Origin of the sequence: Pseudomonas sp. NPDC077451 (genome assembly GCF_044543345.1) — a bacterium.
Taxonomy (GTDB): Bacteria; Pseudomonadota; Gammaproteobacteria; order Pseudomonadales; family Pseudomonadaceae; genus Stutzerimonas.
On record NZ_JBITVX010000016.1, the window covers coordinates 1 to 21,152 of the forward strand.

Consider the following 21,152-nt stretch of genomic DNA (forward strand, 5'->3'; position numbering starts at 1 on the left):
TTCTGCAGCACGGCATCGGCGCGTAGCTGGCTGTCGAATTCGATCAGCGTGACTTGGGCGACGATTCCGGCCAGGTCGATAGCCGCTTCCACGCCAGAGTTGCCGCCACCGATGACCGCCACACGCTTACCTTTGAACAGCGGGCCATCGCAGTGCGGGCAGTAGGCGACGCCACGGCCGCGGTATTCCTGCTCACCGGGCACGTTCATTTCGCGCCAGCGTGCGCCGGTCGCCAGGATCAGCGTTTTGGCTTTCAGCGAGCCACCGTTCTCCAGCTTGATCTCGTGTAGGCCGCCTTCGGAGCCTGGGATAAGCTGGGCGGCGCGCTGCAGGTTCATGATGTCGACGTCGTATTCGCGCACATGGTTTTCCAGCGCACGGGCCAGTTTTGGGCCTTCGGTCTCGTTGACCGAAATGAAGTTCTCGATGGCCATGGTGTCGAGCACCTGACCACCGAAACGCTCGGCTGCGACACCGGTACGGATGCCCTTGCGCGCCGCATAGATGGCCGCTGCAGCGCCGGCTGGACCACCACCGACAACGAGCACGTCGTAAGCATCCCTGGCGCTGAGCTTCTCGGCATCGCGCGCTGACGCGCCGATGTCGAGCTTGGCCAGAATTTCCTCTTCACCCATGCGGCCCTGACCGAACAGCTCGCCGTTGAGGTAGATGCTCGGCACGGACATGACCTGGCGAATGGTGACTTCTTCCTGAAACAGCGCACCGTCGATGGCGACGTGGCGGATATTCGGGTTGAGCACGGCCATCAGGTTAAGCGCCTGGACCACGTCCGGGCAGTTCTGGCAGGACAGCGAAAAATAGGTTTCGAAGTTGTATTCGCCGTCGAGATTCTTGATCTGCTCTATGACTTCAGGTGCGGTCTTGGACGGATGACCACCGACCTGCAGCAGGGCCAGCACCAGCGAGGTGAACTCGTGGCCCATCGGAATGCCGGCAAAACGCAGGCTGATGTCGCCACCGATACGGTTGAGCGCAAACGAAGGTTTACGCACGTCATTGCCGTCGGTGCGCAGGGTGATCTTGTCGCTCAGGCTGGTAATGTCTTCCAGCATGGCGAGCATTTCCTGGGATTTGGCGCCGTCATCGAGGGATGCAACGATCTCGAACGGCTGGGTGACCTTTTCCAGATAGGTTTTCAGTTGCGCTTTCAAATTGCTGTCGAGCATTGGAGACCCCGTAATAAGTGGTCCCTGCATAGGGACGGGAAACTGAACTCTTGATGGCGTTGAGCTTACGGGGAGGAGTTGGATTGTGAAAATTGAATAAACATTGCGCTGCCATGTAGCCAAGCTATCAAGAACCAATGTTTCACGTGGAACAAAAAACCCGGCTTGCGCCGGGTTTGATAACCATGAATCGAATTTGTCGGTGGGCAACAAACCTGTCAGCCACGACCTAGTAAAATCAATAACTTACAAGATAAATGGACATACTTATTGACACGTTTGCGCAGCATAAAGTGGCATTTTTCGCCGGAATGGCCGTAATAAATGTCATTTTCCGCATAGCTTGCTGATCGAACACACAAGCCGGAGGTAGGCTGCCTGTCAACGAGGATTGGCATCCTGTCAATGCTGCACAGACTAGGGGAGAAGGCAGGCTGATGAAAGCCCAAATTCATCTCTGGTCGTAGGTAAACCCCCTTACTAGTCTACCCAGACTGCCTTCTGGTCGAGGGCTACAAGCTGCTGATCTGGCGGAAGAGCTCCCGTGCAGCCTCTTTTGCCCTCGCACCATCTAACGCGTTTAGCGATTCAAGCTGAACGCCCTCGTTCCCATCGACGTAGAGAGGGCCACCTTGATCATCATCGTACTCCTGGCCTGAATACATACCGCCATCGTGGTATGCCCGCAGCGTACTTTCGCGCAGGTCGGTTCCCAGACGCTCAGCAAGGTACACCCAGACCCAGCTCTCGAATAAATTGCCATGGTCATCTTCATCGATCAAATCACGCATCGCATCAACGTCACCATGCAAAGCTGCCTGATGATTCCAATGCCTTGCGGAATCAGCGTCGCGGGACTGCTCTGCCAACCAAGCCAGAGCGCGCATCGCCTCCACATGCCCTAAAGCTGCGGCTTCCTTGTACCAATGCTCAGCCTGCCCGCGGTCGCCTTGATGCTCAGCACGCTGCGCTTTCTCAAGAGCAATATCCAACCTAGCATCCGCCCATCCCAGACGTGCAGCCTCAGCCAAATGAAGTGCTTCTCGCTCGGTGTTGAGCAGGTGCGTCTTGTAGACCGTCGCCCATTCAAGCTGCACCCCATGAAGATCACGCCCCTGCTCCATCAGCGAATACCAGTAGGATGAGCTCTCTTCTTCGCTGAGGTCATCACCTCTATATATAAGTGCCAAAGCGTAGTGAGCTGCCGCACTGCCTCTCGAAGCCGCACCGTTCAGACCATCAATCAACAATGCGATTTTTGCGGGGGCGAGTGATGGTGACGGATTGCCTACTGACTCAGAGCCCGGGGCTTCATCCTCGTACTCATCAACCTCATACCACTCTTCTCGACATGCCCAATGATCCTGTTGCAGGACATCTATAACGGACTCAACAGAGGTAACCCCCAGACGCTGATCAGCAATCATGCTTAGCAAGGCCGCGCCAGCCGTGTCAGCGACAGCTTCATAACCCAATTCAACTAATCGACGGTGAAGTGTTGCTAAGGAGGAAGCTACAGGCTCTTGCGGGCGCTCCGTTACGGCCATGATGTGCGCAGCATCCAACGAAGCGCGGGTATTGAACCCAAAGCTCGCTGCTAGCAGCTCATAGATGTGTGAATGGCGAAATGACTGCCGAGTAGCAAATTCAAGCTGTTGCTTGGTTGTGTAGGCGAGTTCTTTGAAAGCCATGAAACCAATCCTCATCGCCTGACGTACGGAGCGAACCGGCACACGTTTAAGCCCCGAACATCCAGGCTTGGAAGGGTTTCTCAGCTAGAGAGATATGAATCGAAGGAATGCGAAGCCTTTTTTAACTCGTGTGCAAGTTGGGCTGGCGCCTGCAACAGATTCTAGCTAGCTAGCTGTCGCAAAGTCGAGCACGGCGCTACTGTCAGATGTCCTGAAGACCCATGCACAAGCCACAAGCCACAAGCCACAAGCCACAAGCGAATATTGTCCAGATTAATAAGAAATTATGGCTCAGCAATAATTGATCATCTTTTGAGCTGTCGCTGCCATCGGGAGTGCAGGGAATTTTATTGCTGAGCCGCATGCCGACCTACCAACACCAGTAAGCCCAGTAGCAAATGAGTGCGTTGGATAGTCCACCAAGCAGCGAACAGAGTCCTTTACTCAGGAGGCTATCAAGCTTCCCGGCCAGCGAGAGATCAGGGAGCCGCATGGGACTCCCTCTACGCCCTTGTTGAAATCACCTGGCAAGAGCAATCGCAGCCTGCCACTGAATGGCGCCGATTTCTGAAAGCCGGCCCACGTCAGAGGATAACTCCAATTGGGACTGAACAGCCCGAAGCAACAAAAAACCCGCCGAAGCGGGTTCGTAGGAGCATGGCAGATCAGGTGAGATCTACCACCGGAGCACTCGGGCCATATCCCTTAACCGCCGCAATACCACCATCACGTGCTTGAGCAGAAGTATACATTTCACTCTTGCCAATGACCTGAGCATTACCTGCATGCAGAGTGAAGTAGTACTGGGCGTTTAAGGATGGCAGCCTTTTGTAATTGGCATCGTATGGGGAGTTGATCCTCGCCGACTGGATACCATTCTGGCAGTTCGCCTTAGTTGTATAGCCTTCGCTAGCAAGGATCTTCTCTCCATTAGGCGCCTTCAAACGGAAGTAGTACTGACGATCCGCTCCCAGGAAAATCTCGTATTTCGCGTTCATAAGCTGCTCCTATTTCTCTTTCCGTACGCCTTTGAACGGCGTCTTGTCCGAAGTTTTCACGTCCATGAACTGGCCGGTTTCCGTGTCACGTTTAACCCAATGACCAGACGGCGTCTGGGTTTGGGAGCGCTGACGTACCGCACCATTGCGATGCCCATCACCAGCCGGTGGATTGGTCGCCATATCGATCACCTATCTGCTTAATTGATCCAGTTTAACCAGAGACTGCAAAAAACCTCTGGCGTCGAGGCGAACATTACGCGCCGAATCTGGATTTGTAAAGCTGTTTAAGCAGATTCGCCGATGGCGCGATAAATGTACTCAATTCCGCCGGATTCAGCAGTCTCCTCGGCTCGAAGGATATACCCCTGATCCTTGAGCTTCTTGAGCTTCGTACTGGCATTGGCTACCGAAGTGTTCAGTGCTTCGGCCACCTTGGCGGCAGTAACCGCGCGCTGCGGCAGCACGCAATCAAGCAGCTCTCTCGTGGACGAGCTGATTTCAGGCCCGATGACTTGGTAATGGTCTTCAGCCCAGACAGTCAGAGGAATCTCTTTGGCCTGGGCCGCATAGCTCCAGTTATCCAGCAAGTCTCGACTTTTGACATCCTTGAGGAAGAAGCCGCGCTCTCCCCTAAAAAGCTTCGCGACAGCAACCACGCTTTCTCTCGGAAATGATGCATCCGTCGCTTCTATGCCCGACAGGGAGATTCCAAATACGGAGTACTGCGGATGGGAATGAACGAAGTCGAGCAGCTTCCCAAAGGTTGCCTTCCCCTGGACATTGCCAAAAGGGTGGTCGTCCTCGGTGAAGTCTCGTAGCTTGACCGTGATTGATTTCTGATTCATTTGCTCAGTTTAACGAGAGGGCTTTAGCTGTCAATCAAGAAGTCAAAGCAGATATGGGTTCCCAGGATGGTTGGCATCTCCACAGAATGGTGGCTGCGATTGAATCGTCCATCGCTGTAGACCATCGTCAGCTCGAAGTTTTTTTGTCTCACCGTAACCGTTGCGTTGAAATCAGCGGCCACCTCACCACTGCGTTTCAATCCGAGTCCCCGAGCATCATCATCAGAACTGGAGACTCGCCCCTGTTTGAATACGTGCAAGAGCAGTTCCGGCCCTGCCTCTGGTTTCGAGAAGTCGAGCTGTTGAAAAAGCTCCGGATACCTCCGCTCCAAAATGCGCTGAAGGCTTCCGACAATACCAATCCCGCTGTCAGAGATCACTGTCTGGATCTTGCGGCCTTTCGGGTAGTACTGAAGAGCTGCAACGCCCGGAATCTCGGACTTTGCATGATCCCTCACGTTACCGAATAGCTCCGAAATGAAGGTGAACGCGGACTGCATATAGCGTTCACCTGCACACTCCACCAGGCTATTTTTCAAACGCTTGGGAATGGTTTCATCGGGGATGTCGGGAGCAATCGAAGCAAGCTCAACCACACCATGATTGTTGCCACGGTAGGTTGCCGCCCCTGATAGGGAGGGACGCTCCGGTATAACATCAACGGCATCGGCTAGGTGGTCAAAAAAACCTAGCCGATTGAAGTAGTTCAGCGTTGCATTGCAGGCACTGAAATCAATCGACACCGTTTTGCCTACCATCACGAGTTGATTGCATAGCGCCAGCATTCGCGCCGCAGCATCAATCATGATCTTGCAGCCCTTGGGCACAACGAACACCGCGCCTGTGCAAAAGGAATCCAATGGTGACCCAACAGCAGCCAGCGCACCCTCAAACGAGGCACTGTCCACCCACGCCTCCTTTTTAAGGACAACGGCCAGCACACTCATCACCATCGACCACCGATGGCCAGCATCCTGGGCGAACGTATCGGGGCTCTTATAAAGAAGCGAATTCACCTCCCCCTTGTCCACTCCGAGATGCTTGGCGATATCCCTTGCTTTTGAGCCTGGGTTTTCGCGCAGAAAACGCTCAACGTCAGCAATCAACTACCTAGTCTCCTTGGCTTATTGGCATCCAGAGGGTCTACCAGACCTCGACGGATACCTATCGATCCCATACCGCCCACCTGAAAAATTTGCTGGCTGGATGCCACTATAGCTTAGTGGGAACCAGATACCAGTTGGTCGCTATCGGCCAGGGCCTCAAGCTCCTGCTGAAGAAGCGACCTTGCCCAAGATGGAAACACCCAGTTTTTGTACTTCGCGACATATCGCCCGCTGTATTTCCGAGCTAGTCGCTTGAGCTGGTCAACAATCAAAGGGCTGTAGGCAACCGACCTCACGGCCACGGAACCATACTCAAGTGTACGAACATCAACCCAAAGCCCCTGAATTGTGTACCTCGTACGCACCGGAGGCAGTGGGTTCGGATGCTGAGCGGCAATGATTTCGACAAAAGGATTCGAGACTTCATTAACCACAACAGTCACAGGCGTTGGCGGATAGAGCCACTGCTTTGAGCTCGCGTCATGCAGGATTGCTCTTTTGAGCTCCAGCAACCCTTCAGCTGAAGGCGTCACCACCAAATCGCTCACATCCACCTCAACGGCACGAATGCCCAACTGTTCGATCAGTGCTTGCTTCTGGTCATCAACAAAGGAGGTGTAAGCAAATTCAATCAACAAAGGGCCGTCCTTTAGCTCTGCGATCATGTCTGGCCTGAAATCGCCCATCCATGGTTCCTCTTTGACTGACTCAAAATCCCACCAAGAACTCTGGTCTTCAGAGTCTGGGAGATGCCCCGGCTGCGGAGGCAACTGCAACCCTAAGCTTTCCTTCACCACTTGCTTGGCGTATCGGTGCAAAAAGCTTTCAGGCATTACCTCACAGGGTCTTTTTTGCGAAGCATGAGAGAAGTGGTGCATCCGCTGTTGCCCTTGGCGAGCAACGACGACCTCATTGCATTCAATGCACCGACAGCCACAAGCCAGGCCACGTACCACTTCGTTAATCGAAACAACTCGGCCACTGGCATCCACTGCAATCGTCATGGTCATGAGACTTTCCGCTGGAGTTGAGAAGGTCTCAAGACTGAAAATATGCGGAAGAGAAAACCTCCAAGAACCGCCGCATTCCGGAATCTCCGGTTTAAACGTCTTTTTAATCAACAGCATAGGGAATTGCATGATCGAAGTACTTCAGCGTCTTAAACAACACCTAACAGAGAATCCCTCGCGCGGTCGCGCGTACGAGATCCTGTCATTCATGGCCGATGCCCACCTTGCTCGTCCTGATTACGATGAGAAACTGACGTTCGAAGCCAAGGCACTGCTAGCAGGTTGCGGTACCGCTGCGGAGCAAGAAACAGATCCCAAGGATTGGGTTCCCTCCATCACGATCCTGCGCCGAGCACTGGGTCTGGCCCAGCCATCATCAACTGGGCAGCGCCTACAAATCGGCTACAAACCGGGTGGCGGCAGAGGCGTCGTCAGCCTTTATTGGTTGGAGATGGTGCCTCAAGATGACACGGTACAAACGCCCGATATAGAACCTTCCTCGACGGTCACCTACCGACGCTCCGCCAAAGGTTCAATCAAGCCATCGCTCGCTGCTCGCTTGTTCCTGCGAGATGGAGAAATGCGCAACCTCAGCGTCCGTGGCATCACATTTCTCAGTTCCATTCTGCTCGGTAGCGGATTCTGGGTGGCGATGCTGGGAGTCTTGTTGCTCAGCCTCAGCTTGCGCGACGGGCCTATCTCTATGGGGAGCCTGATCACTCTGCTATTAACGGCGTTGGGTTTCATATTTGGCTGGCATCACATCTACGCCCCATGGTTCCGCGTCATCGACGACTGCGTCGTCAAAGCCCCACTGTGGGTCATGGCCATGAGCGAGGATGGCTGTGAGTTAGAGATGTTCCGCCATGAGAAATCCCGCTGGACACGCCTCGTGCGCTTCTCGGCAGACTGCCCATGGTGTGGGAGCAACATCGAGCTAAAACCCGGAAAACCTGATCAGAACTACCCATTGGTGGGGCGTTGCATCGAAAGCCCTCACGCACATGTGTACAGCTTCGACCGCATGACACTGAGCGGGACGTATCTTGGCCCACTCTTCTCCTCGGTAGCAGCGCGTCACAATGCACCACCGACCTAAACATCTAGTAGGGAATACGGATCTCCTGATCCAAGAGTGGATCTGGAGCTGCCACCAGTGGATCAAGCCAGTCCGCCTTGGCCCGCGCCCAAAGCAAATATGCACGTTGCTTCTCATTCACCCCGAAGCCACCAACCGCCCGGTTTTCCATGGCCAACAGATAAGACCGAATGACCTGCGCTTGCTGCCAGCGAAGCGCGGCCACTTTGAGGGCCTCCAGCTTCTCCTTCTCTGCATCCTGCACGGCTTTTTGTGCCAACGCCTCACGTCGCTGAGCCTGCCTAAGCTCCTCCGCGCGAGCGCACTCTTCGCGGAACTGCAAAATACTCACGGCCCGCCTGGCCATCCAAATGATGAGTTTGTTCAGCTGCTCTTCCACAACCTGGTGCGCGCCATCTTTGACCGATCCGCCATAACCACCACCGATGCGGATCTCCAGTCTCCCAGACGGGGTATAGCGATAGCGCGGCCAATACATCCAATCGCCACGCGCTTTGGCCGCTCGCTCCGCGTCGCTTGGCACATAGTCCGAGCGCTTCGTCGCTTCAAAAACGCTCAACGACAGGCGTACACCAAACATCTGCACGTCCAGATGATGCTCTCCTGGCACCAAGGAATACCCGCGCTCCTCCAAGGCCCGCACCAGCGCATTGGCGATGCGCAGCGCACGCGGACGTTGCTCGGATGAGACTGCAATATGGAGTCCCTTGCCACCGGGCAGCGGCAGACCACGGCTGTCTATATAGCCGGCCTGAAAGGCATCACGTGTAGCAGCTACAAGAGGATGCCAACGCGTAACGCGTATCGGCACTTTGATGAGATGTGTCGGATCGTGCTCGTAGTCAATTACGGCGGCCAAGCGTTCATCAACCAGTTCCTTCGCCCCCGAACGAGGGCGGTGGACTTTCAGTGGCTTCAGCAAATGCCGAGGATCACCGTTGTAGGCTTTAAGCCGGGGTTTAGGGGGAATGCCTCGCCCAGACTTTACCTTAGCCCAGTGTCCACGCGCCGGTGTTGGCACCTGCAAACGCCGACAGAGCTTTTTAAGTCCGACATCAGACAATCCATAGCGTGGCGCAACCAATGTCACCGGCTCGGCCCAGACCTCATCTAACAGCTGAGCGCGGTCGTACTCTTCTCGCATTGCTGAGGCCCCCATCGCAAAACACAAACGACACTACAGCGAGTGAAAGACGCTGAAGTATTCGATGCTCCATGCAGTACGTGTCGCGCGCATTTGCATGGCTGCTTAAAGGCTCTTAACCATCTTCAGCAAATGCAGTCCACGCAAGTGCTCATGCCACAGATAGCCGGCACGCTTTGAGATGCTAACGCACCACTCTCCACGCTCACCCTCAACCAGCAACACAAACCGCCGATTGCTGACAAAATTTCCGTCCCCGCCCATTGAGTACTCATTGATCCTAAGCTTTTTATTAGGCTCGATTACTGTGCACGCAACAAATGCGTACCAAGATGGCCGTATGTAGGTGATTCGCCGCAACGTTCGATTCACGAGCCAAACAGGTTGCTTGTCAGAACACCCGGCGAAGTACGGGATAGCCAAGTAGATTCCCGGCTCGGCCTCTTGCTGAAAAGCCTCCAGATTGGCCTGAGCGAGCACATCGGCAATCTGGCCACGCCGTTGGGCGAGTAGGTCGAAGACGTCTTCATCCGCTGGCGAACGAATGCCAATGAACGACTCTAGGGCGTCGCATGCGGATGTTAATCGCGCATAGCGAGCCAACTCATCAGCTTGCCGTTCTGCCACCACAGGATGGCATGCTTTTCCCAAACGCTGGGCTCGACGCGTGACTTCGTCGCTGATGGGCTGATTCAACATCAGTTCCTCACTGTAGGTGATGAGGCGTCAGGTGAACGCCCTGTTCACGAAGTTTGAGAAACGCCTCAAGTGACTGCCGACCACCGTGCGGGTGAAAGCTGACAATCACATAAAAGCTCCCGCTGAGCGTTCGTAAAATCCAGTATGGCCCGCACTGCTCCGCTTGAAGAATGTCCGACGTCCTCAGCCGGTGGCCATCTTGAAACCGACCAGACGGCTCCGCTTTGACATGCCTGTGCATAACACCGAAACCGCAGCATGAAACAATCACCGCGTCGGTGAGATATGCCGTTACCGGCTCACCGAATGCGTAATTGAACGCTTCAGCCAGACGATCTGCATCAGAATCAGAATGTGTGCTCACTGTGATCTCCCCCATGACCGACTACAGCGTTAGAACCAGGTTGGCGTTGAAGCCGGTATCCTCGCCGGGATAGCCCCTCGGATTGCACACCACGCGCGTACCCGCGACGTCATAATCGACCGCCGTATGCGAATGACCGTGCACCCATAGCGCCACCCGATCACCACCCATGAGGTCTTCCCAGCGGTTGGCATACGCAGCATCCATATGGTCACCGGCATGCGGATTGTCCCGGAGCGAACGCAGGGTAGGGGCGTGATGGGTGACCACCACGGTGCGGCCATCAAAAGGTTCAGCCAACTTAGTGCGCAGCCAATCGCGGGTTTTCACAGACTGCTCAACGAGGTCAGCAGGCCGGATGCGCCGAAAGTTTTCCGTGCGAATCTGCCGGAAATCGTTCATGGCACTTTGCGCATTGAGTGAGGCAATGGGTGGATTGCCGGTCGCGGAAAAGTCCGTCCACATCGTTGCGCCGAGAAACCGCACGCCCGCGATGACCACCTCATCTCGATCCAACACCTGCACCCGCTCATCCTGCGCCGCACGCATCTTTTCCAAGGTACGGCTCAGATGGCCACCGTAGTATTCATGGTTACCCGGCACGTATAGAACAGGGCCAGAGAAGGCCTGTTTGGCCCAGGCCACACCACGCGTTTTGACATCGATGTCACCGGCAAAGACGACGACATCGGCATCTCGAACTTGCGGGCTGAAGAGGCTGAACTCGTTGTGCAGATCGGAAAGCAAGTGAATACGCATCGTCATGCCCATTAGCGTTGAAAGTGAGTTACGACTCGCCGAAAAAGTCATCGCGCGCGATCCGGCCAAACACCTGGCCGTCTGCCGGTTGCTCATCATCGAACAATGTGTGGATACGGCGCTCCTGACGCAGATAGGTCAGCGTTTGGAAGAAACAGGACTCACACAAGTGCACCTGGTACCGCTCACCATCATGCTGCGCGCCATACCCCCAAAATGCCGTTAAGGTGCCGTACTGCTGGCCATATCCCGGCACACGCGTGGCTTCTCCACACACGGCGCAGTGAATGTTGGCATCGGTCTGCGTCGGATTACCCATCACGATCACTCCTAGCGTCTGTGGCAGAGGTCGTCCCGCCATCTAACCGAATTGGTGTTATGCGAAGCCGGGTTCGAATCCCCAACCGCTGACCAACACCATCAGCAAATTCGCCCGACGGTTTCCAGCGCGGCGCGTTTGCGTACGCCATTGCCAAGCAGCACATAAGTCGTGTTGGAGGTCTTGAAGAGGAAGCCTTCATCAAAGCGGTGTAGCGGTGAGGTGCGGACAAAATCACCGACATCCCAACGCCGGGCGGAGTCATAAATAACGCTGTGGGCATAGATCATCACGGGTTGGCGTTGGGTCTTTTCCAAAACGGTGCGCTGCTCGTCGGTGACGTCGAGATCCAGCCAGATCCAGTTCCGAACCAAACAGAACCCAGTGTTCAAACGAAGGCTTTCTATATGCGCCAGCGCTTGCGCGTCAGTCATGTCTGAGCCGGCCATCGGTTGTCCGGCGCCATAGAGCATTTCCGTAACCGCATTGAGGTCTTTCATCGTCATTCTCTTTCCACCCGGAAGATCTTCACCATCGCACTGAGCTCCGCACGCTTGCGCACGCCATGGCCAAGGAGCGCGTAAACCGTGTCGCGAGTTTCAAAAAGGCAGCCCTGCTTGAACGCCATCAACGGCGTACTGCGTAGCCAGTCCCCTTCGTCGAAACGACCCAGGCTGTCTGTGACTACACAGTTTGCGTACAACATGACCGGCAGAAGCTGTATGCGGTTGAGTTCTTCGCGGACGCCGTTCGGCAGTTCAAGATCGACCCAGATCCAATCGCGTACGAGGCAAAAATGGCGGCCCGGAAAGCCTTCGGCGATAAGATCAATAGCATGAGCGTTCGCCATCTGATGGCCGATCATGGCCGTGCCGGGCGCTTGCAACAGGGCGATTCGAGCAGTTTGCTGGCTCATAGGCTCCCCCAGCTCAATGGAGGCACCAGCGCGAATGCGCTAGGGCCGCTGTTTCAAAAAGGGCGGTCAGGTGCAGCAGCGACCGTCGCCCACCGGGGGCAAAGCTCACTATGGAGAGGCAATCACCGTCGATTGTTTTGATCAGCCAGCGCCGCTCGTACTGAATGATCTGTGTGATGGCACCGGACATGAGCCGCTCACCCTGGGCGTAGCCCCATGTTTGATAGACGGCGCCAACAAGGCAGGCGGAGACGATGCGGGCATTCATCACGTATCCGGTGATGACCTCGTCCGGGTAGCGCTCCAGAAGCGCATCGACGAGTCGTAGCTTTTGATAGCGCGTCAGCACGAGGAGGCCTCCCACTGGTCAGCTAGCTCAGCAATGGTGGGTTGGCGCAACTGCGCCGCACGTGCCAGATCGGCGGTTCGCACCAGCAACCCACGCTGCCCGCCGCCCACGTCCTGCGGCGGCACAACGGTTTCGATACGTGCCGGGCGCCACGACTGCATCATGTACTGAGTTTTAGTGTTCAGCTGCTTGGAGAGCTCAGCAGTCGGGCTGTAAGTCAGCAGAAACTGGATTAGCGCAGAGACCGGGACAACATCGCGCTTGGCTTTTCCGTGCCGCTCTTCAACCGCCTTCAGATACCCACCTTGAATCCACTTTTTGATCACGCCGGCTTTCCAACCCGACACCTGCGCCAGGTCGTCAACGCTCAGGACAACGTCAGGGTCATTGTCCCGAATCCGCTGCTCGATCTCGGCTTTGTCGAATTGCAAACCGGCGAGTCCAGGCACTGAGCTGACATGCGCCACCGGGCGAATGGTTCCATGGAGGATGTCCTGCAATACACCGACGATCTTGCTATTGGAGATGCCATGCTTAGCTGAAATGTCTTGCAGGCCGATCAATACGGATGCCTTGGACTTTTGGCGGACACCCCCCGCCAGTTGCTGGATCACTTGATCGACGTCTTCAACTCGGAACTCGCCGGCCACCAATACCGGACGCTCGTCGCGCTTGTAGCGACGCAAGCCACCGGCCTGGATAAACCGCTCAAAGAAATTTTTCGAAACGTTCAGGCGATGGCGTGCTTCCATTGCCGAGAGATAAGACGCTCGCTGCGCAGCAATTTGATCGAGAGTCGCACGTCGTATGGCAATGATCCGATTTGTGCCCTCTTGGTGAATTTTCCCCTGAACCTGCTGTGTGATGACCAGGTTCGTAAGAATGTCTGGCGCCACTCCTAGTAGCCGAGCGGCTTCCGCAGCTGAGAACCATTGCAGAGCATCGACGCCATCAGCACCGAGCAACCTTTTTCGCATGCTGGGCCTTAAACAGCCATCAAAATGGGATGCCAAAACACGTCCAGTCACCTCTGTAAAGAAGCCGTAGACTTCGTGATCAAACTGCTTATGAAAGACAGCTAACCACCGTCCTACACGCTGATGAACGGAGCGACCCTCACCCTCGCGAATCCGTGCCTCAATAAAATTCTCAAACGCAATTGGCCACTGCCCAAGCACAGACCAGATGCGCATCAGCACAGCGCGCGACTCTTGGAGTGTTTTCGGACGCGCTTCCCTCCCTGTCCGAACAGGTAGCGTACTGGGCTGAATATGACTCGCCAGGTAGGTCAGGAACGCCGCGATATCTAACGGTGGGCTGCCACACTGGAGGGCAGCTGGAAGTAACCCTCTGGCCCCATACTCTGCTCCGGCAATCAACGCAGAAATGGCCAGGTCGAAGTCCTCTGCGGAATTCGCGCTGATATCAGCAAAGGGGAAATTGCAATGCAGGCAATGAGTGATCGACTTCCGGTCACGCGTAATCGGCTCACTACACCCGGGGCAGGCATCCATCAGAAGCACACCATGCTTCGGACATGCCGTGATCAGCTCGTGATCCCACATGGCTTTAACATAGGGAGCTTCGCGGATGCAGCAGGGGCAAATAGGGCTGCATACTGATCGCTGATACTTCATGTCAGAGATCGGCGCCTTGGCAGCATGGCTTGGGCTCATCGCCGTTAGCACGTCGAGGCTCAGACCAAACTCTTCCCCCAACGCCCTAAGCTGCTCTTGGTCATAACAAAGACGAGGCTTTAGATTTACCGCTCTCAGCAACTGCTTACTGCTCTCAAGGCCATAACCTTGAGCCAACCGCAGCAGGTAGCTGTGTAGTGCCTCATCAGTGAATGGCTCTAGGTGAATCTGCATCATCGCTGGCCGCCCCCATCAACGCTGGCATCGCCGGATGTGCTTTTCTGAACTCTTTTCTGCCGAGGTGCCTTCAACCCGGATTCATTCAGCAAAGCGACATAGCGCTGCACCAAAACGCTATCGCTAAGCTCAGCATCAGACTCGAACGGATTTCCCACTTCCCCTTCATCGCCTACGCTCACCTGGAAAGCATCGGCGAGTGCCTGCATCGTGATGGTCTTGACCTTGGCTTTCTGTGCTTGGTGCCTCGCCTCTTCAAACAGCTTGACTACCATTCCGTAACGCCCATGGGTGGCGGCATAACAACGCCAGACAAGGTCAAGATCCGTCATAGATGGCAGTGTGTAGCCCTGCTGGGCCAGTACCTCCGAAACAGACAGCAAGCAGCGACAGAACTCCTTGATATCCGCTGGGTGATTCCAGTTGTATGGGTAGATGATGTGGGGAGAGGTAGCGCGGTCTCGCAGCTGGTGGTTGACTGACAGGATCTCTCGCGCCGCCGGCAAACCGACCAACAGCAGCGACAGGTTAAGCCCATCAGACAACGTCTTGAGCCAGTCGGCGACTTCATACCAGCTCCTAGCGGTGTTGCGCTCCACCACATGCTGAATCTCATCGAAGAGAAGGACTCGCACCTTGGCTGACTTCAGCAGAAAGCTGGCTCGCGCCGTTGCCTGCTCGGCCGTATAGCGCCCGTAGCGACGCTTATCTAGCGCGTCAATGATTGCTTCTGCCATAGCCTTCTTCGTCGGCCTTGTTGGCGTTACGACGCGAACGATTGGGATCACTTGCAGACCTTGAACCGAGCAGGAAGGAAAGTCCGCCAGCAGCAGCTCGCTGATCAGCGATTTCCCTTGCCGAGGCACGCCCAAGAGCATGGCGATCAGCCGCTCCCCCTCTACAGACCGCTCGACGATACCTCGTGCAAAGTCATAGGCCTTCTGGAACTCCCGGTGCATGACTCGCTGTGTCGATAGTGGCTGGAACACCTGGAATACCTCAGCTGCGCGTCGGCGCAGGTGTCAGCGCCTGCAAGTCAAGAATTGAAGAAGCAACCTTGTCTGGTGCTCTGGTGGCCTTGTTCGCCTGAAGTGCTTTCGTTTGCTGCTGCTTGTCCGCCGCCCTTGCACCCCGCTTGCGATTAGCGACCTTGGCCGCTTTGTTCAACGCGTGAATGTCTCGATAGAGCTCAACGGCAGCTTGGTGATACGCCTCCTCGGTTAGCTCGGCATCCGACTTGTAGAGTTGGCGGCGAATCTGTTTCGCTTCACCGAAACTCATCGGTGGCAGGTTGCGCTGCTTGTTCGGCACCGTGATCATGACTTTCTGATCGAGTGGCGAAACCACTGAGATTGAACTGACATCCAGCGGGTGCCAGCGAATTTCCACTTTGGATTTTCGCGGTGCCGCCAGATACAGCTCATAAAGCTCTTGGCTGTTGTACCGGAACGTCTCGAACACGACTCCTTGGCTGGTCAGCACAACTTTCTTGCTGCGATATTGCAGGCAGGCCTCCCGAAACTCTTCGGGGGTCGGCGGTGGCACCAGTGGAAAGATTTTCGCCAGCTCATTCATCGCCTGACGCGGCGAGCAGCGGTATCCAAAGCGATAGGTCAGGCGCTCCAGTGGTTTATTCATGTAAACATCGCAGATCCACCTCGCCACCAGATTTTCCAGCTGAGGCAAGGTCAATCCGGCTTCGTGCACCGCTCGCCCTTCCGGATTTTTCTCCAGAATTTCTTCCGACAAGTTGGCACCGCAGAGCTTTTTGATCAGGCCGGTTTTCGTCGATCCATGCGTGCGCTCCACATACGGGTGCGACTGAGGTTTTCCAGCTTGCGAAAACTCATTTGCCACTCCTAAGTACCAGAGCGCGTGATACATCCCTTGGCCATGATGCGCCGCACTGTTGTCGCCGCACATCTTGTGCCACAGCGCAGGTGGAGTGAGTGCTTGCTTGACGCCATAACGCTGCAAGAAGAGCTCATCCCGGGGCATGAACGCCATCTCAAGCAGCCTGAGAAAGGTCTCTTCAGATTCAGCTTGAATCGTCAGGTAGAAAGCGATGATGGCGCCGGTAGCACAATCGATCAGCAGGTAAAGCGTGGGTTTGCCGATCACAACGCCGTGCTCATTGACGATGTGAACGTTTAGCACCGTCGAGTCATATTCGACCCGTTCGAATGGCGCCTCGATACACAACAACTCCAGTGCGGCATGCAGAATCTGCCGGGCTGTGCGTGAATCCAATCGGCCCTTTACTGATTCAAAGTTGCCAATCCTACGAATGGCGCGTGAGACTGAGCGCCTCGACACCCCTGTAAATGGCAACCTCAACTCCGCGCAGATATCCCTAGCCCGGGTGTTCACCAGCTCGGTAATCGCGGTAACGCAGAAGCGATCAGACTCCTTGAAGAACTCAAGGAGGGTCTCTTGCAGTGCTTGCTCGGTTACTTCGGAAAGCTTCGACCCTCGATTACCGCGAGCCGAGTAGAGCGGTGCGACCAACTGCTTATTAACAACACTGGTGTACTTTGAGTACCAGCGCTGAATCGTGCGCATCTTGGATGCGTTCACGCCTAACATGGGTGCAATTTCTTGCCACGGCACTCCTAACTCGCGAAGTGGCTTCACTTTCGCGAGCACGTCCAACCGCGCTTTAAGCGCATCTTTTTCGGTCAAAGAGAGCTCTCTGGATGGCCCCTCTTCATTGGTCGCGCGCTGTGAGAACACCGGTTTGGTAAGGCCTTGGGCAACGCGGTTGTTGAACTCGCTGACACCGTAGAAAACGAGATTGCCTGCGGCACCTTCCAGCACGATCTGATCAGTCTGCAAGCGAATGTCATGCACATTGCACAATTGGCTATTGTCGTTAACCAGATCGCCGAGTTTGAGCAGCCGATTGTTCATACAAAACCGAGCTGTAGGTGAGTCAATTCTCCCAAGGCGGGTGTAATCACTCCCTGGCCAGACAACAGATCGCGTTGCAAATCCGCTTGAAAAATTCCATATGCAATTCCGATAAAAACGCCAAAACCGCCGTGTGGCGCTAATTGGGCGAGATCTGTGTAAGTCCAACGGGTGCGCTGCTGAGACAGTTCCAACAACCGTTCAAGCATCTCCGGCAGCGTTTTCTTCAGGTATTCAGCCGAGGTTCTAACCAAGTATTCGCAGTTGCGCAGGAGCGCCGCGCTGAGATGAGCTCCTTCAAGCATCAGGAACTCAAACCCGTTTTCCTGGCAGCGGCACTTAACCAAGGTGTACTTCTCGGAGCGCTCATCGGAGGGGAGGGCCTTTTTCACTTCGACAATCAAAATTCGCCCACCAGCTAGGCGCACGGTGAAATCAGGCGTGTAGAAGCGCATATCAGCGGTGACCGGCTTGAACGCATCTCGTGTCGGACGAATCTCCCCGCTATTCACTTCCATTGTCCAAGGCTGCTCGCTAAAACACACCACTCGTGGATCAAGCTCTAGCAGCACAGCGCGCTTGTACTCCTCATAACTCTCCATTGAGATGAGCCTGCCTGCCTTGGCGGACATAAACACATGGCACGGCCGCCCCCGGCGTGTGCGTTTCGACACGTTGCGCGCTACAGGTACAGCCTCAAGACCGCGATGCATTTCTTCTCCGATTTCGTTAACCAGCTACGTTATGCAAACAATTAGTAGCTGTGGATTCATTGCCCGTCAACCTATTTCTGTAATAGGCTACGAATTGAATCGCTAATCCTTGCAAGGAGAGCCATGGCTCGGACAGTCGATAGCCGCTGGTTTGATACCTATCTCAACGCTAAGCGGGCCTTCGAGCAGCAAGGGCAAGACGCCACAATGGCCAGCGTCGCCCAAGCTCTGGGGATGAATCAGAAAACGCTCAGCCGTATGGTTTCTGCCGGGCGCTACCTAGAGCGCTGCCTACCCGAAGCTGATCAGTTGCAGGTTCGATGCAGTTACGTGCACATGGAGCTGCTCGACAAGATTTCACGTATTGCGCCGCTGCTGGCAGAGGAGCTTCTGTCTGGAGCCCTAGTAAACCAGATCAGTATTTCAGCGCTGTCAGAGCGACTCGCAGAGTTACGCAGTCAGAGCCCCATGCTGGCACACGCCATCAATGCCCGCGCTGAAAAACGGCGTACCGCAAAGGGGTTGGTTAGGGATCTGTTTAGCTACCTAGCCGCAACACCCTTGGAGTTTTTCGAAGCACCTGACGGAGCGGTGTTGAAATCCGCCAGCGCCAATGTGTTTCAAGCGCCCACCGCTGCGGTGCTGGACAGCCAAGGCGATCCTCAAGCCGTGCTGTTCTGCAAAGTCGGAGGAGACTCGCGGCAAGCCAGCGGGGTGGCGATGGATCTCTATGAACTGGCTCTCGCGCGCCGCCACATGGCGCGTAAGGTGTGGATGGTGTTTCCGGAGCGCAGTGAGGTGTTGCTGCATCTAGCCGAGCTGTCGCTTTGGCTTGGCGGAAGCCCCTTGCATGAAGACACCGGCTGGTTGCGCCTCGCGTATTTTCGAGACTTTCATGACCGGCTGACACTTTCGGTGTTCTTCGAAAACGATAGCGCGAAATTGCTAGCGGAGGTCGAATCAGGGCACGGGCGTTTTGCACCGCATCAATTGACGTGGACTGGGGCAGCCCCCGAGCGCCCAGATGATCTGCGGGTCTTGGGCCTTGGTTATACCCCTGAGCTCCCCCAAGCAAGATTCACACGCAGTTATGAGGAATACCTTAGAACCACCGCGACTGAGGAAACGAATTTTATTAAGCGTTTAAAGATACAAGACGGCCTTGGCATCTGAATGCCCACAGCACTGCGTGTAATTTCCGCGCCTGGGCGAAACTTCCTTGAAAGAGGGCCCGGAGCCGAAGAGCTGCTCACGCTAGCCATGTCGGTGAAACGCTATTCCAGCGCATTGCTACTACTACCTTCTGACTCAACCCTGGCCCAAGAGTTGGTCACGCGTGCAGAGTAGACCGGTGCGTTCGAAAGCTTGCTGCATCTGGCAACGCCTAGTGAGGATTCACTTGTATTAATCTCCTGTCGGAATCGGCGGCGCGTCCTCGAAAAGGTCTCCAGGGAGAGGATGGCAGCGCTTGGGAAGGGGTTTAGCTGAGTGATGGCTGAAAATTGTCCAACAGCCTTCACCCCATAGAAAAAGTTGACCAGTTGCGCGCGGGCCTTCTGCCAAGCGTCTCCGTACCTTATGCCATGTAGCGATCCGCTACTCACACAGGAGATGCAGCATGATTCGTCACACGCTCAAAACAACCGCGCAAATGGCCAAGCGCAGTAGCGGAAAATCCTCTGACACAGCAGGGAAAGGTAATTCCCGACCAGCGACCAACAATCCGTTTCCCGGCGGAAACTTGCCCAGCAAAATACACGGCCACAAATCCGGTGGGAACCGTGGGCAGGGGCCAAAAGCCTGATCGCCAGAGTACTGCCCGTTGCTAGCAGCGGGCAGCTAACACGGATGAAGAGAGTACATCTGCAATGCCGAAAGCAGAAAACACCCCACTGCCACCATACCCTCGCCTAGGTGAATGCTACCGCCTACTCGCCAAGGCACTCGATACCAAAGCCAGTAACCGTCATGTCGATCAGTTGGCCAGGCAAGGTGATTTTGACTGGCAGTTGGTTACGCAGTTGCGCCGAGAACTGATCGAAGCGCCCCTGCTCGCCAGGAGCAATCCTGACTTCACTGATTTCGTAATGAGCGCGGAGAAGAGCTTTCACCAAGGCTATATAAAGCTGATCAAAACCGTTCAGCTGGATGCCCTTACCCGCCAGGAAAGCCTACCCGCCCTCATTACCCATTTGTTTGCCCCTTTTGCTGCATCCTTCTTGCTGCAAATGCAAAGGGCCGTAGCGAGTCCCCCTATCGCCATGCTGCTCAACGACCAGCAACATCCAGTGGCGGTCATCTTTTCATGGTTGGAGCATGAGCTCGGAATTGAACCCCATCGATTAGGTCATCAGCTGTATCCAGACGCCAATGGTGAGAACAAGAACGGGCGAGAACTGATTCAGCGTTGGCGTCAGGGGAAACAGCTGCCCACGCTGCAACGCATCAGCCTGCTACAGAAAACACTGTTGGGTGCGTTCACCGTCCGAGAGCGCCTCATCACCGCATTCACGGAATGGCTCATCATTGCGCGAGCCCTAGCGGTCTTCGACGAGGCCGCTGACGCACACCTGAAACTGCGCGACTGCATCTTGCGTGAAGTACTCAGCGATGTGCAGCCCGAAGATATCGGGGCAAAGCTGGCAGCACTGAATGTTCAAGCATCGGCACATAAGCGTGACATGGTCTGCCACGGGCTAGTGCTTGACGATCAGTTAAAGCGCACCACCCATAAATCCGTCGGCCAACAGGCTCGAACGCGCTTCGCCCTGGATCAATTCCGCCACCAGATATCAATCCACGAGTCAGAATCGGTCAGCACTTACTTTCTAGAATTTCTGGAGGGTCGCTGGCATGTGCTTGCGGGCCAGCTAGAGACGGCGCTAGGCCATTATGAGCAGGCTGCTGACCTGGCACTTTATCGCTCTGGCGAAACGCAAAAAACCATCCTCAGGGAAGCCTTACTGCTTGCGGCCTATCAGGGAGATCTGCCGCTCTACAAGCGCTTGAAGCATCGCGCCTTGGTTATGGGTTTCAGCTTTCTACCGGCCTGGGACAAAGCGGTGGCCACCGCCCAAGAGCTGAATATGATTCGAGGCAACTTCAAAGAGCGGTTCCCTGAGCATGGGCGCTTCCTAGAAGCGCGGAGGAGCGTCCACTAATGCCA

At 55.3% G+C, this 21,152-nt stretch carries 22 protein-coding genes; 3 read left to right on the forward strand and 19 right to left on the reverse strand.

All coding sequences use genetic code 11. The features are described from left to right. The 7 genes from ahpF to ACIGHL_RS19500 form a co-directional block, all read right to left on the reverse strand. Nucleotides 1-1,187, reverse strand: a 1,187-nt coding sequence (ahpF, locus tag ACIGHL_RS19470; RefSeq protein ID WP_499176601.1) for an alkyl hydroperoxide reductase subunit F, incomplete at its 3' end; no start/stop codon positions are given. A 512-nt stretch (nt 1,188-1,699) separates the two neighbouring features. Next, nucleotides 1,700-2,878: an SEL1-like repeat protein gene (locus tag ACIGHL_RS19475; protein WP_128121751.1), complete on the reverse strand. Its 1,179-nt coding sequence runs from the start codon at nt 2,876-2,878 to the stop codon at nt 1,700-1,702. A gap of 665 nt (nt 2,879-3,543) precedes the next feature. Continuing rightward, nucleotides 3,544-3,876, reverse strand: coding sequence for a YegP family protein (locus tag ACIGHL_RS19480; RefSeq protein WP_128121750.1), 333 nt, complete (start codon nt 3,874-3,876; stop codon nt 3,544-3,546). A 9-nt stretch (nt 3,877-3,885) separates the two neighbouring features. Further along, the gene (locus ACIGHL_RS19485) at nt 3,886-4,059 is read right to left on the reverse strand and encodes a hypothetical protein (protein WP_181690058.1); all 174 of its coding nucleotides are present in this window, start codon (nt 4,057-4,059) and stop codon (nt 3,886-3,888) included. 104 nt (nt 4,060-4,163) lie between these two features. Next, on the reverse strand, nt 4,164-4,724 hold the full coding sequence (locus ACIGHL_RS19490) for a DNA-binding protein (protein WP_128121749.1): 561 nt from the start codon (nt 4,722-4,724) through the stop codon (nt 4,164-4,166). Nucleotides 4,725-4,747: 23 nt separating this feature from the next. After that, nucleotides 4,748-5,830 (reverse strand): ATP-binding protein, encoded by a 1,083-nt coding sequence (locus tag ACIGHL_RS19495; RefSeq protein ID WP_128121748.1) that lies wholly within the window; start codon nt 5,828-5,830, stop codon nt 4,748-4,750. A gap of 113 nt (nt 5,831-5,943) precedes the next feature. Next, nucleotides 5,944-6,957 carry a competence protein CoiA family protein gene (locus ACIGHL_RS19500; protein WP_216707023.1) on the reverse strand — a complete coding sequence of 338 codons (1,014 nt, stop codon included), beginning with the start codon at nt 6,955-6,957 and terminating at the stop codon, nt 5,944-5,946. 10 nt (nt 6,958-6,967) lie between these two features. On the opposite strand from ACIGHL_RS19500, the gene ACIGHL_RS19505 reads away from it, so the two are divergent. Next, a complete protein-coding gene (locus ACIGHL_RS19505) occupies nt 6,968-7,939 on the forward strand; it encodes a hypothetical protein (RefSeq protein ID WP_128121746.1) in 972 nt (323 codons plus the stop codon). A gap of 4 nt (nt 7,940-7,943) precedes the next feature. Here ACIGHL_RS19505 and ACIGHL_RS19510 read toward each other — a convergent pair whose 3' ends face one another. From ACIGHL_RS19510 to ACIGHL_RS19565, 12 genes are all read right to left on the reverse strand, one after another. Further along, on the reverse strand, nt 7,944-8,861 hold the full coding sequence (locus ACIGHL_RS19510) for a hypothetical protein (RefSeq protein WP_146760190.1): 918 nt from the start codon (nt 8,859-8,861) through the stop codon (nt 7,944-7,946). Nucleotides 8,862-9,188: 327 nt separating this feature from the next. Further along, on the reverse strand, nt 9,189-9,782 hold the full coding sequence (locus ACIGHL_RS19515) for a hypothetical protein (RefSeq protein WP_128121744.1): 594 nt from the start codon (nt 9,780-9,782) through the stop codon (nt 9,189-9,191). A gap of 7 nt (nt 9,783-9,789) precedes the next feature. Beyond that, the gene (locus tag ACIGHL_RS19520; RefSeq protein ID WP_241509304.1) at nt 9,790-10,146 is read right to left on the reverse strand and encodes a hypothetical protein; all 357 of its coding nucleotides are present in this window, start codon (nt 10,144-10,146) and stop codon (nt 9,790-9,792) included. A gap of 21 nt (nt 10,147-10,167) precedes the next feature. Continuing rightward, the gene (locus ACIGHL_RS19525; RefSeq protein ID WP_128121753.1) at nt 10,168-10,905 is read right to left on the reverse strand and encodes a metallophosphoesterase; all 738 of its coding nucleotides are present in this window, start codon (nt 10,903-10,905) and stop codon (nt 10,168-10,170) included. Between the two features lie 28 nt (nt 10,906-10,933). Next, complete coding sequence (locus ACIGHL_RS19530; protein ID WP_128121742.1) at nt 10,934-11,224, reverse strand: hypothetical protein; 291 nt, start codon at nt 11,222-11,224, stop codon at nt 10,934-10,936. A 101-nt stretch (nt 11,225-11,325) separates the two neighbouring features. Further along, on the reverse strand, nt 11,326-11,724 hold the full coding sequence (locus ACIGHL_RS19535) for a DUF6957 family protein (protein WP_128121741.1): 399 nt from the start codon (nt 11,722-11,724) through the stop codon (nt 11,326-11,328). A gap of 2 nt (nt 11,725-11,726) precedes the next feature. Further along, a complete protein-coding gene (locus ACIGHL_RS19540) occupies nt 11,727-12,140 on the reverse strand; it encodes a DUF6957 family protein (protein ID WP_128121740.1) in 414 nt (137 codons plus the stop codon). A gap of 13 nt (nt 12,141-12,153) precedes the next feature. Continuing rightward, the gene (locus ACIGHL_RS19545) at nt 12,154-12,489 is read right to left on the reverse strand and encodes a hypothetical protein (RefSeq protein ID WP_128121739.1); all 336 of its coding nucleotides are present in this window, start codon (nt 12,487-12,489) and stop codon (nt 12,154-12,156) included. Then, nucleotides 12,483-14,363: a TniQ family protein gene (locus ACIGHL_RS19550; RefSeq protein ID WP_128121738.1), complete on the reverse strand. Its 1,881-nt coding sequence runs from the start codon at nt 14,361-14,363 to the stop codon at nt 12,483-12,485. Before ACIGHL_RS19550 ends, ACIGHL_RS19545 begins: the two co-directional genes overlap by 7 nt. Then, entirely contained in the window at nt 14,360-15,352 is a 993-nt protein-coding gene (locus tag ACIGHL_RS19555) for a TniB family NTP-binding protein (protein WP_128121737.1), read from the reverse strand. The genes ACIGHL_RS19550 and ACIGHL_RS19555 overlap by 4 nt, the downstream gene beginning before the upstream one ends. A 10-nt stretch (nt 15,353-15,362) precedes the next feature. Beyond that, nucleotides 15,363-17,273 carry a TnsB C-terminal domain-containing protein gene (locus ACIGHL_RS19560; RefSeq protein WP_128121736.1) on the reverse strand — a complete coding sequence of 637 codons (1,911 nt, stop codon included), beginning with the start codon at nt 17,271-17,273 and terminating at the stop codon, nt 15,363-15,365. After that, nucleotides 17,270-17,986, reverse strand: a complete 717-nt coding sequence (locus tag ACIGHL_RS19565; protein ID WP_128121735.1) for a PDDEXK family nuclease — start codon at nt 17,984-17,986, stop codon at nt 17,270-17,272. Before ACIGHL_RS19565 ends, ACIGHL_RS19560 begins: the two co-directional genes overlap by 4 nt. Nucleotides 17,987-18,220: 234 nt before the next feature. Here ACIGHL_RS19565 and ACIGHL_RS19570 point away from each other — a divergent pair, with 234 nt between their 5' ends. Then, nucleotides 18,221-19,159: a hypothetical protein gene (locus ACIGHL_RS19570; protein WP_128121734.1), complete on the forward strand. Its 939-nt coding sequence runs from the start codon at nt 18,221-18,223 to the stop codon at nt 19,157-19,159. 695 nt (nt 19,160-19,854) lie between these two features. Continuing rightward, nucleotides 19,855-21,147 (forward strand): hypothetical protein, encoded by a 1,293-nt coding sequence (locus tag ACIGHL_RS19575; RefSeq protein WP_128121733.1) that lies wholly within the window; start codon nt 19,855-19,857, stop codon nt 21,145-21,147. Nucleotides 21,148-21,152: the final 5 nt, after the last annotated feature.

What these genes read in the sequence shown, in the direction of transcription:
- ACIGHL_RS19565 (WP_128121735.1), bottom strand. Translation starts at nt 17,986, where the DNA reads ATGCATCGCGGTCTTGAGGCTGTACCTGTAGCGCGCAACGTGTCGAAA.
- ACIGHL_RS19485 (WP_181690058.1), bottom strand. Translation starts at nt 4,059, where the DNA reads ATGGCGACCAATCCACCGGCTGGTGATGGGCATCGCAATGGTGCGGTA.
- ACIGHL_RS19570 (WP_128121734.1), top strand. Translation starts at nt 18,221, where the DNA reads ATGAATCAGAAAACGCTCAGCCGTATGGTTTCTGCCGGGCGCTACCTA.
- ACIGHL_RS19575 (WP_128121733.1), top strand. Translation starts at nt 19,855, where the DNA reads ATGCCGAAAGCAGAAAACACCCCACTGCCACCATACCCTCGCCTAGGT.
- ACIGHL_RS19550 (WP_128121738.1), bottom strand. Translation starts at nt 14,363, where the DNA reads ATGATGCAGATTCACCTAGAGCCATTCACTGATGAGGCACTACACAGC.
- ACIGHL_RS19500 (WP_216707023.1), bottom strand. Translation starts at nt 6,957, where the DNA reads ATGCTGTTGATTAAAAAGACGTTTAAACCGGAGATTCCGGAATGCGGC.
- ACIGHL_RS19530 (WP_128121742.1), bottom strand. Translation starts at nt 11,224, where the DNA reads ATGGGTAATCCGACGCAGACCGATGCCAACATTCACTGCGCCGTGTGT.
- ACIGHL_RS19525 (WP_128121753.1), bottom strand. Translation starts at nt 10,905, where the DNA reads ATGCGTATTCACTTGCTTTCCGATCTGCACAACGAGTTCAGCCTCTTC.
- ACIGHL_RS19560 (WP_128121736.1), bottom strand. Translation starts at nt 17,273, where the DNA reads ATGAACAATCGGCTGCTCAAACTCGGCGATCTGGTTAACGACAATAGC.
- ACIGHL_RS19540 (WP_128121740.1), bottom strand. Translation starts at nt 12,140, where the DNA reads ATGAGCCAGCAAACTGCTCGAATCGCCCTGTTGCAAGCGCCCGGCACG.
- ACIGHL_RS19490 (WP_128121749.1), bottom strand. Translation starts at nt 4,724, where the DNA reads ATGAATCAGAAATCAATCACGGTCAAGCTACGAGACTTCACCGAGGAC.
- ACIGHL_RS19475 (WP_128121751.1), bottom strand. Translation starts at nt 2,878, where the DNA reads ATGGCTTTCAAAGAACTCGCCTACACAACCAAGCAACAGCTTGAATTT.
- ACIGHL_RS19505 (WP_128121746.1), top strand. Translation starts at nt 6,968, where the DNA reads ATGATCGAAGTACTTCAGCGTCTTAAACAACACCTAACAGAGAATCCC.
- ACIGHL_RS19515 (WP_128121744.1), bottom strand. Translation starts at nt 9,782, where the DNA reads ATGTTGAATCAGCCCATCAGCGACGAAGTCACGCGTCGAGCCCAGCGT.
- ACIGHL_RS19480 (WP_128121750.1), bottom strand. Translation starts at nt 3,876, where the DNA reads ATGAACGCGAAATACGAGATTTTCCTGGGAGCGGATCGTCAGTACTAC.
- ACIGHL_RS19535 (WP_128121741.1), bottom strand. Translation starts at nt 11,724, where the DNA reads ATGAAAGACCTCAATGCGGTTACGGAAATGCTCTATGGCGCCGGACAA.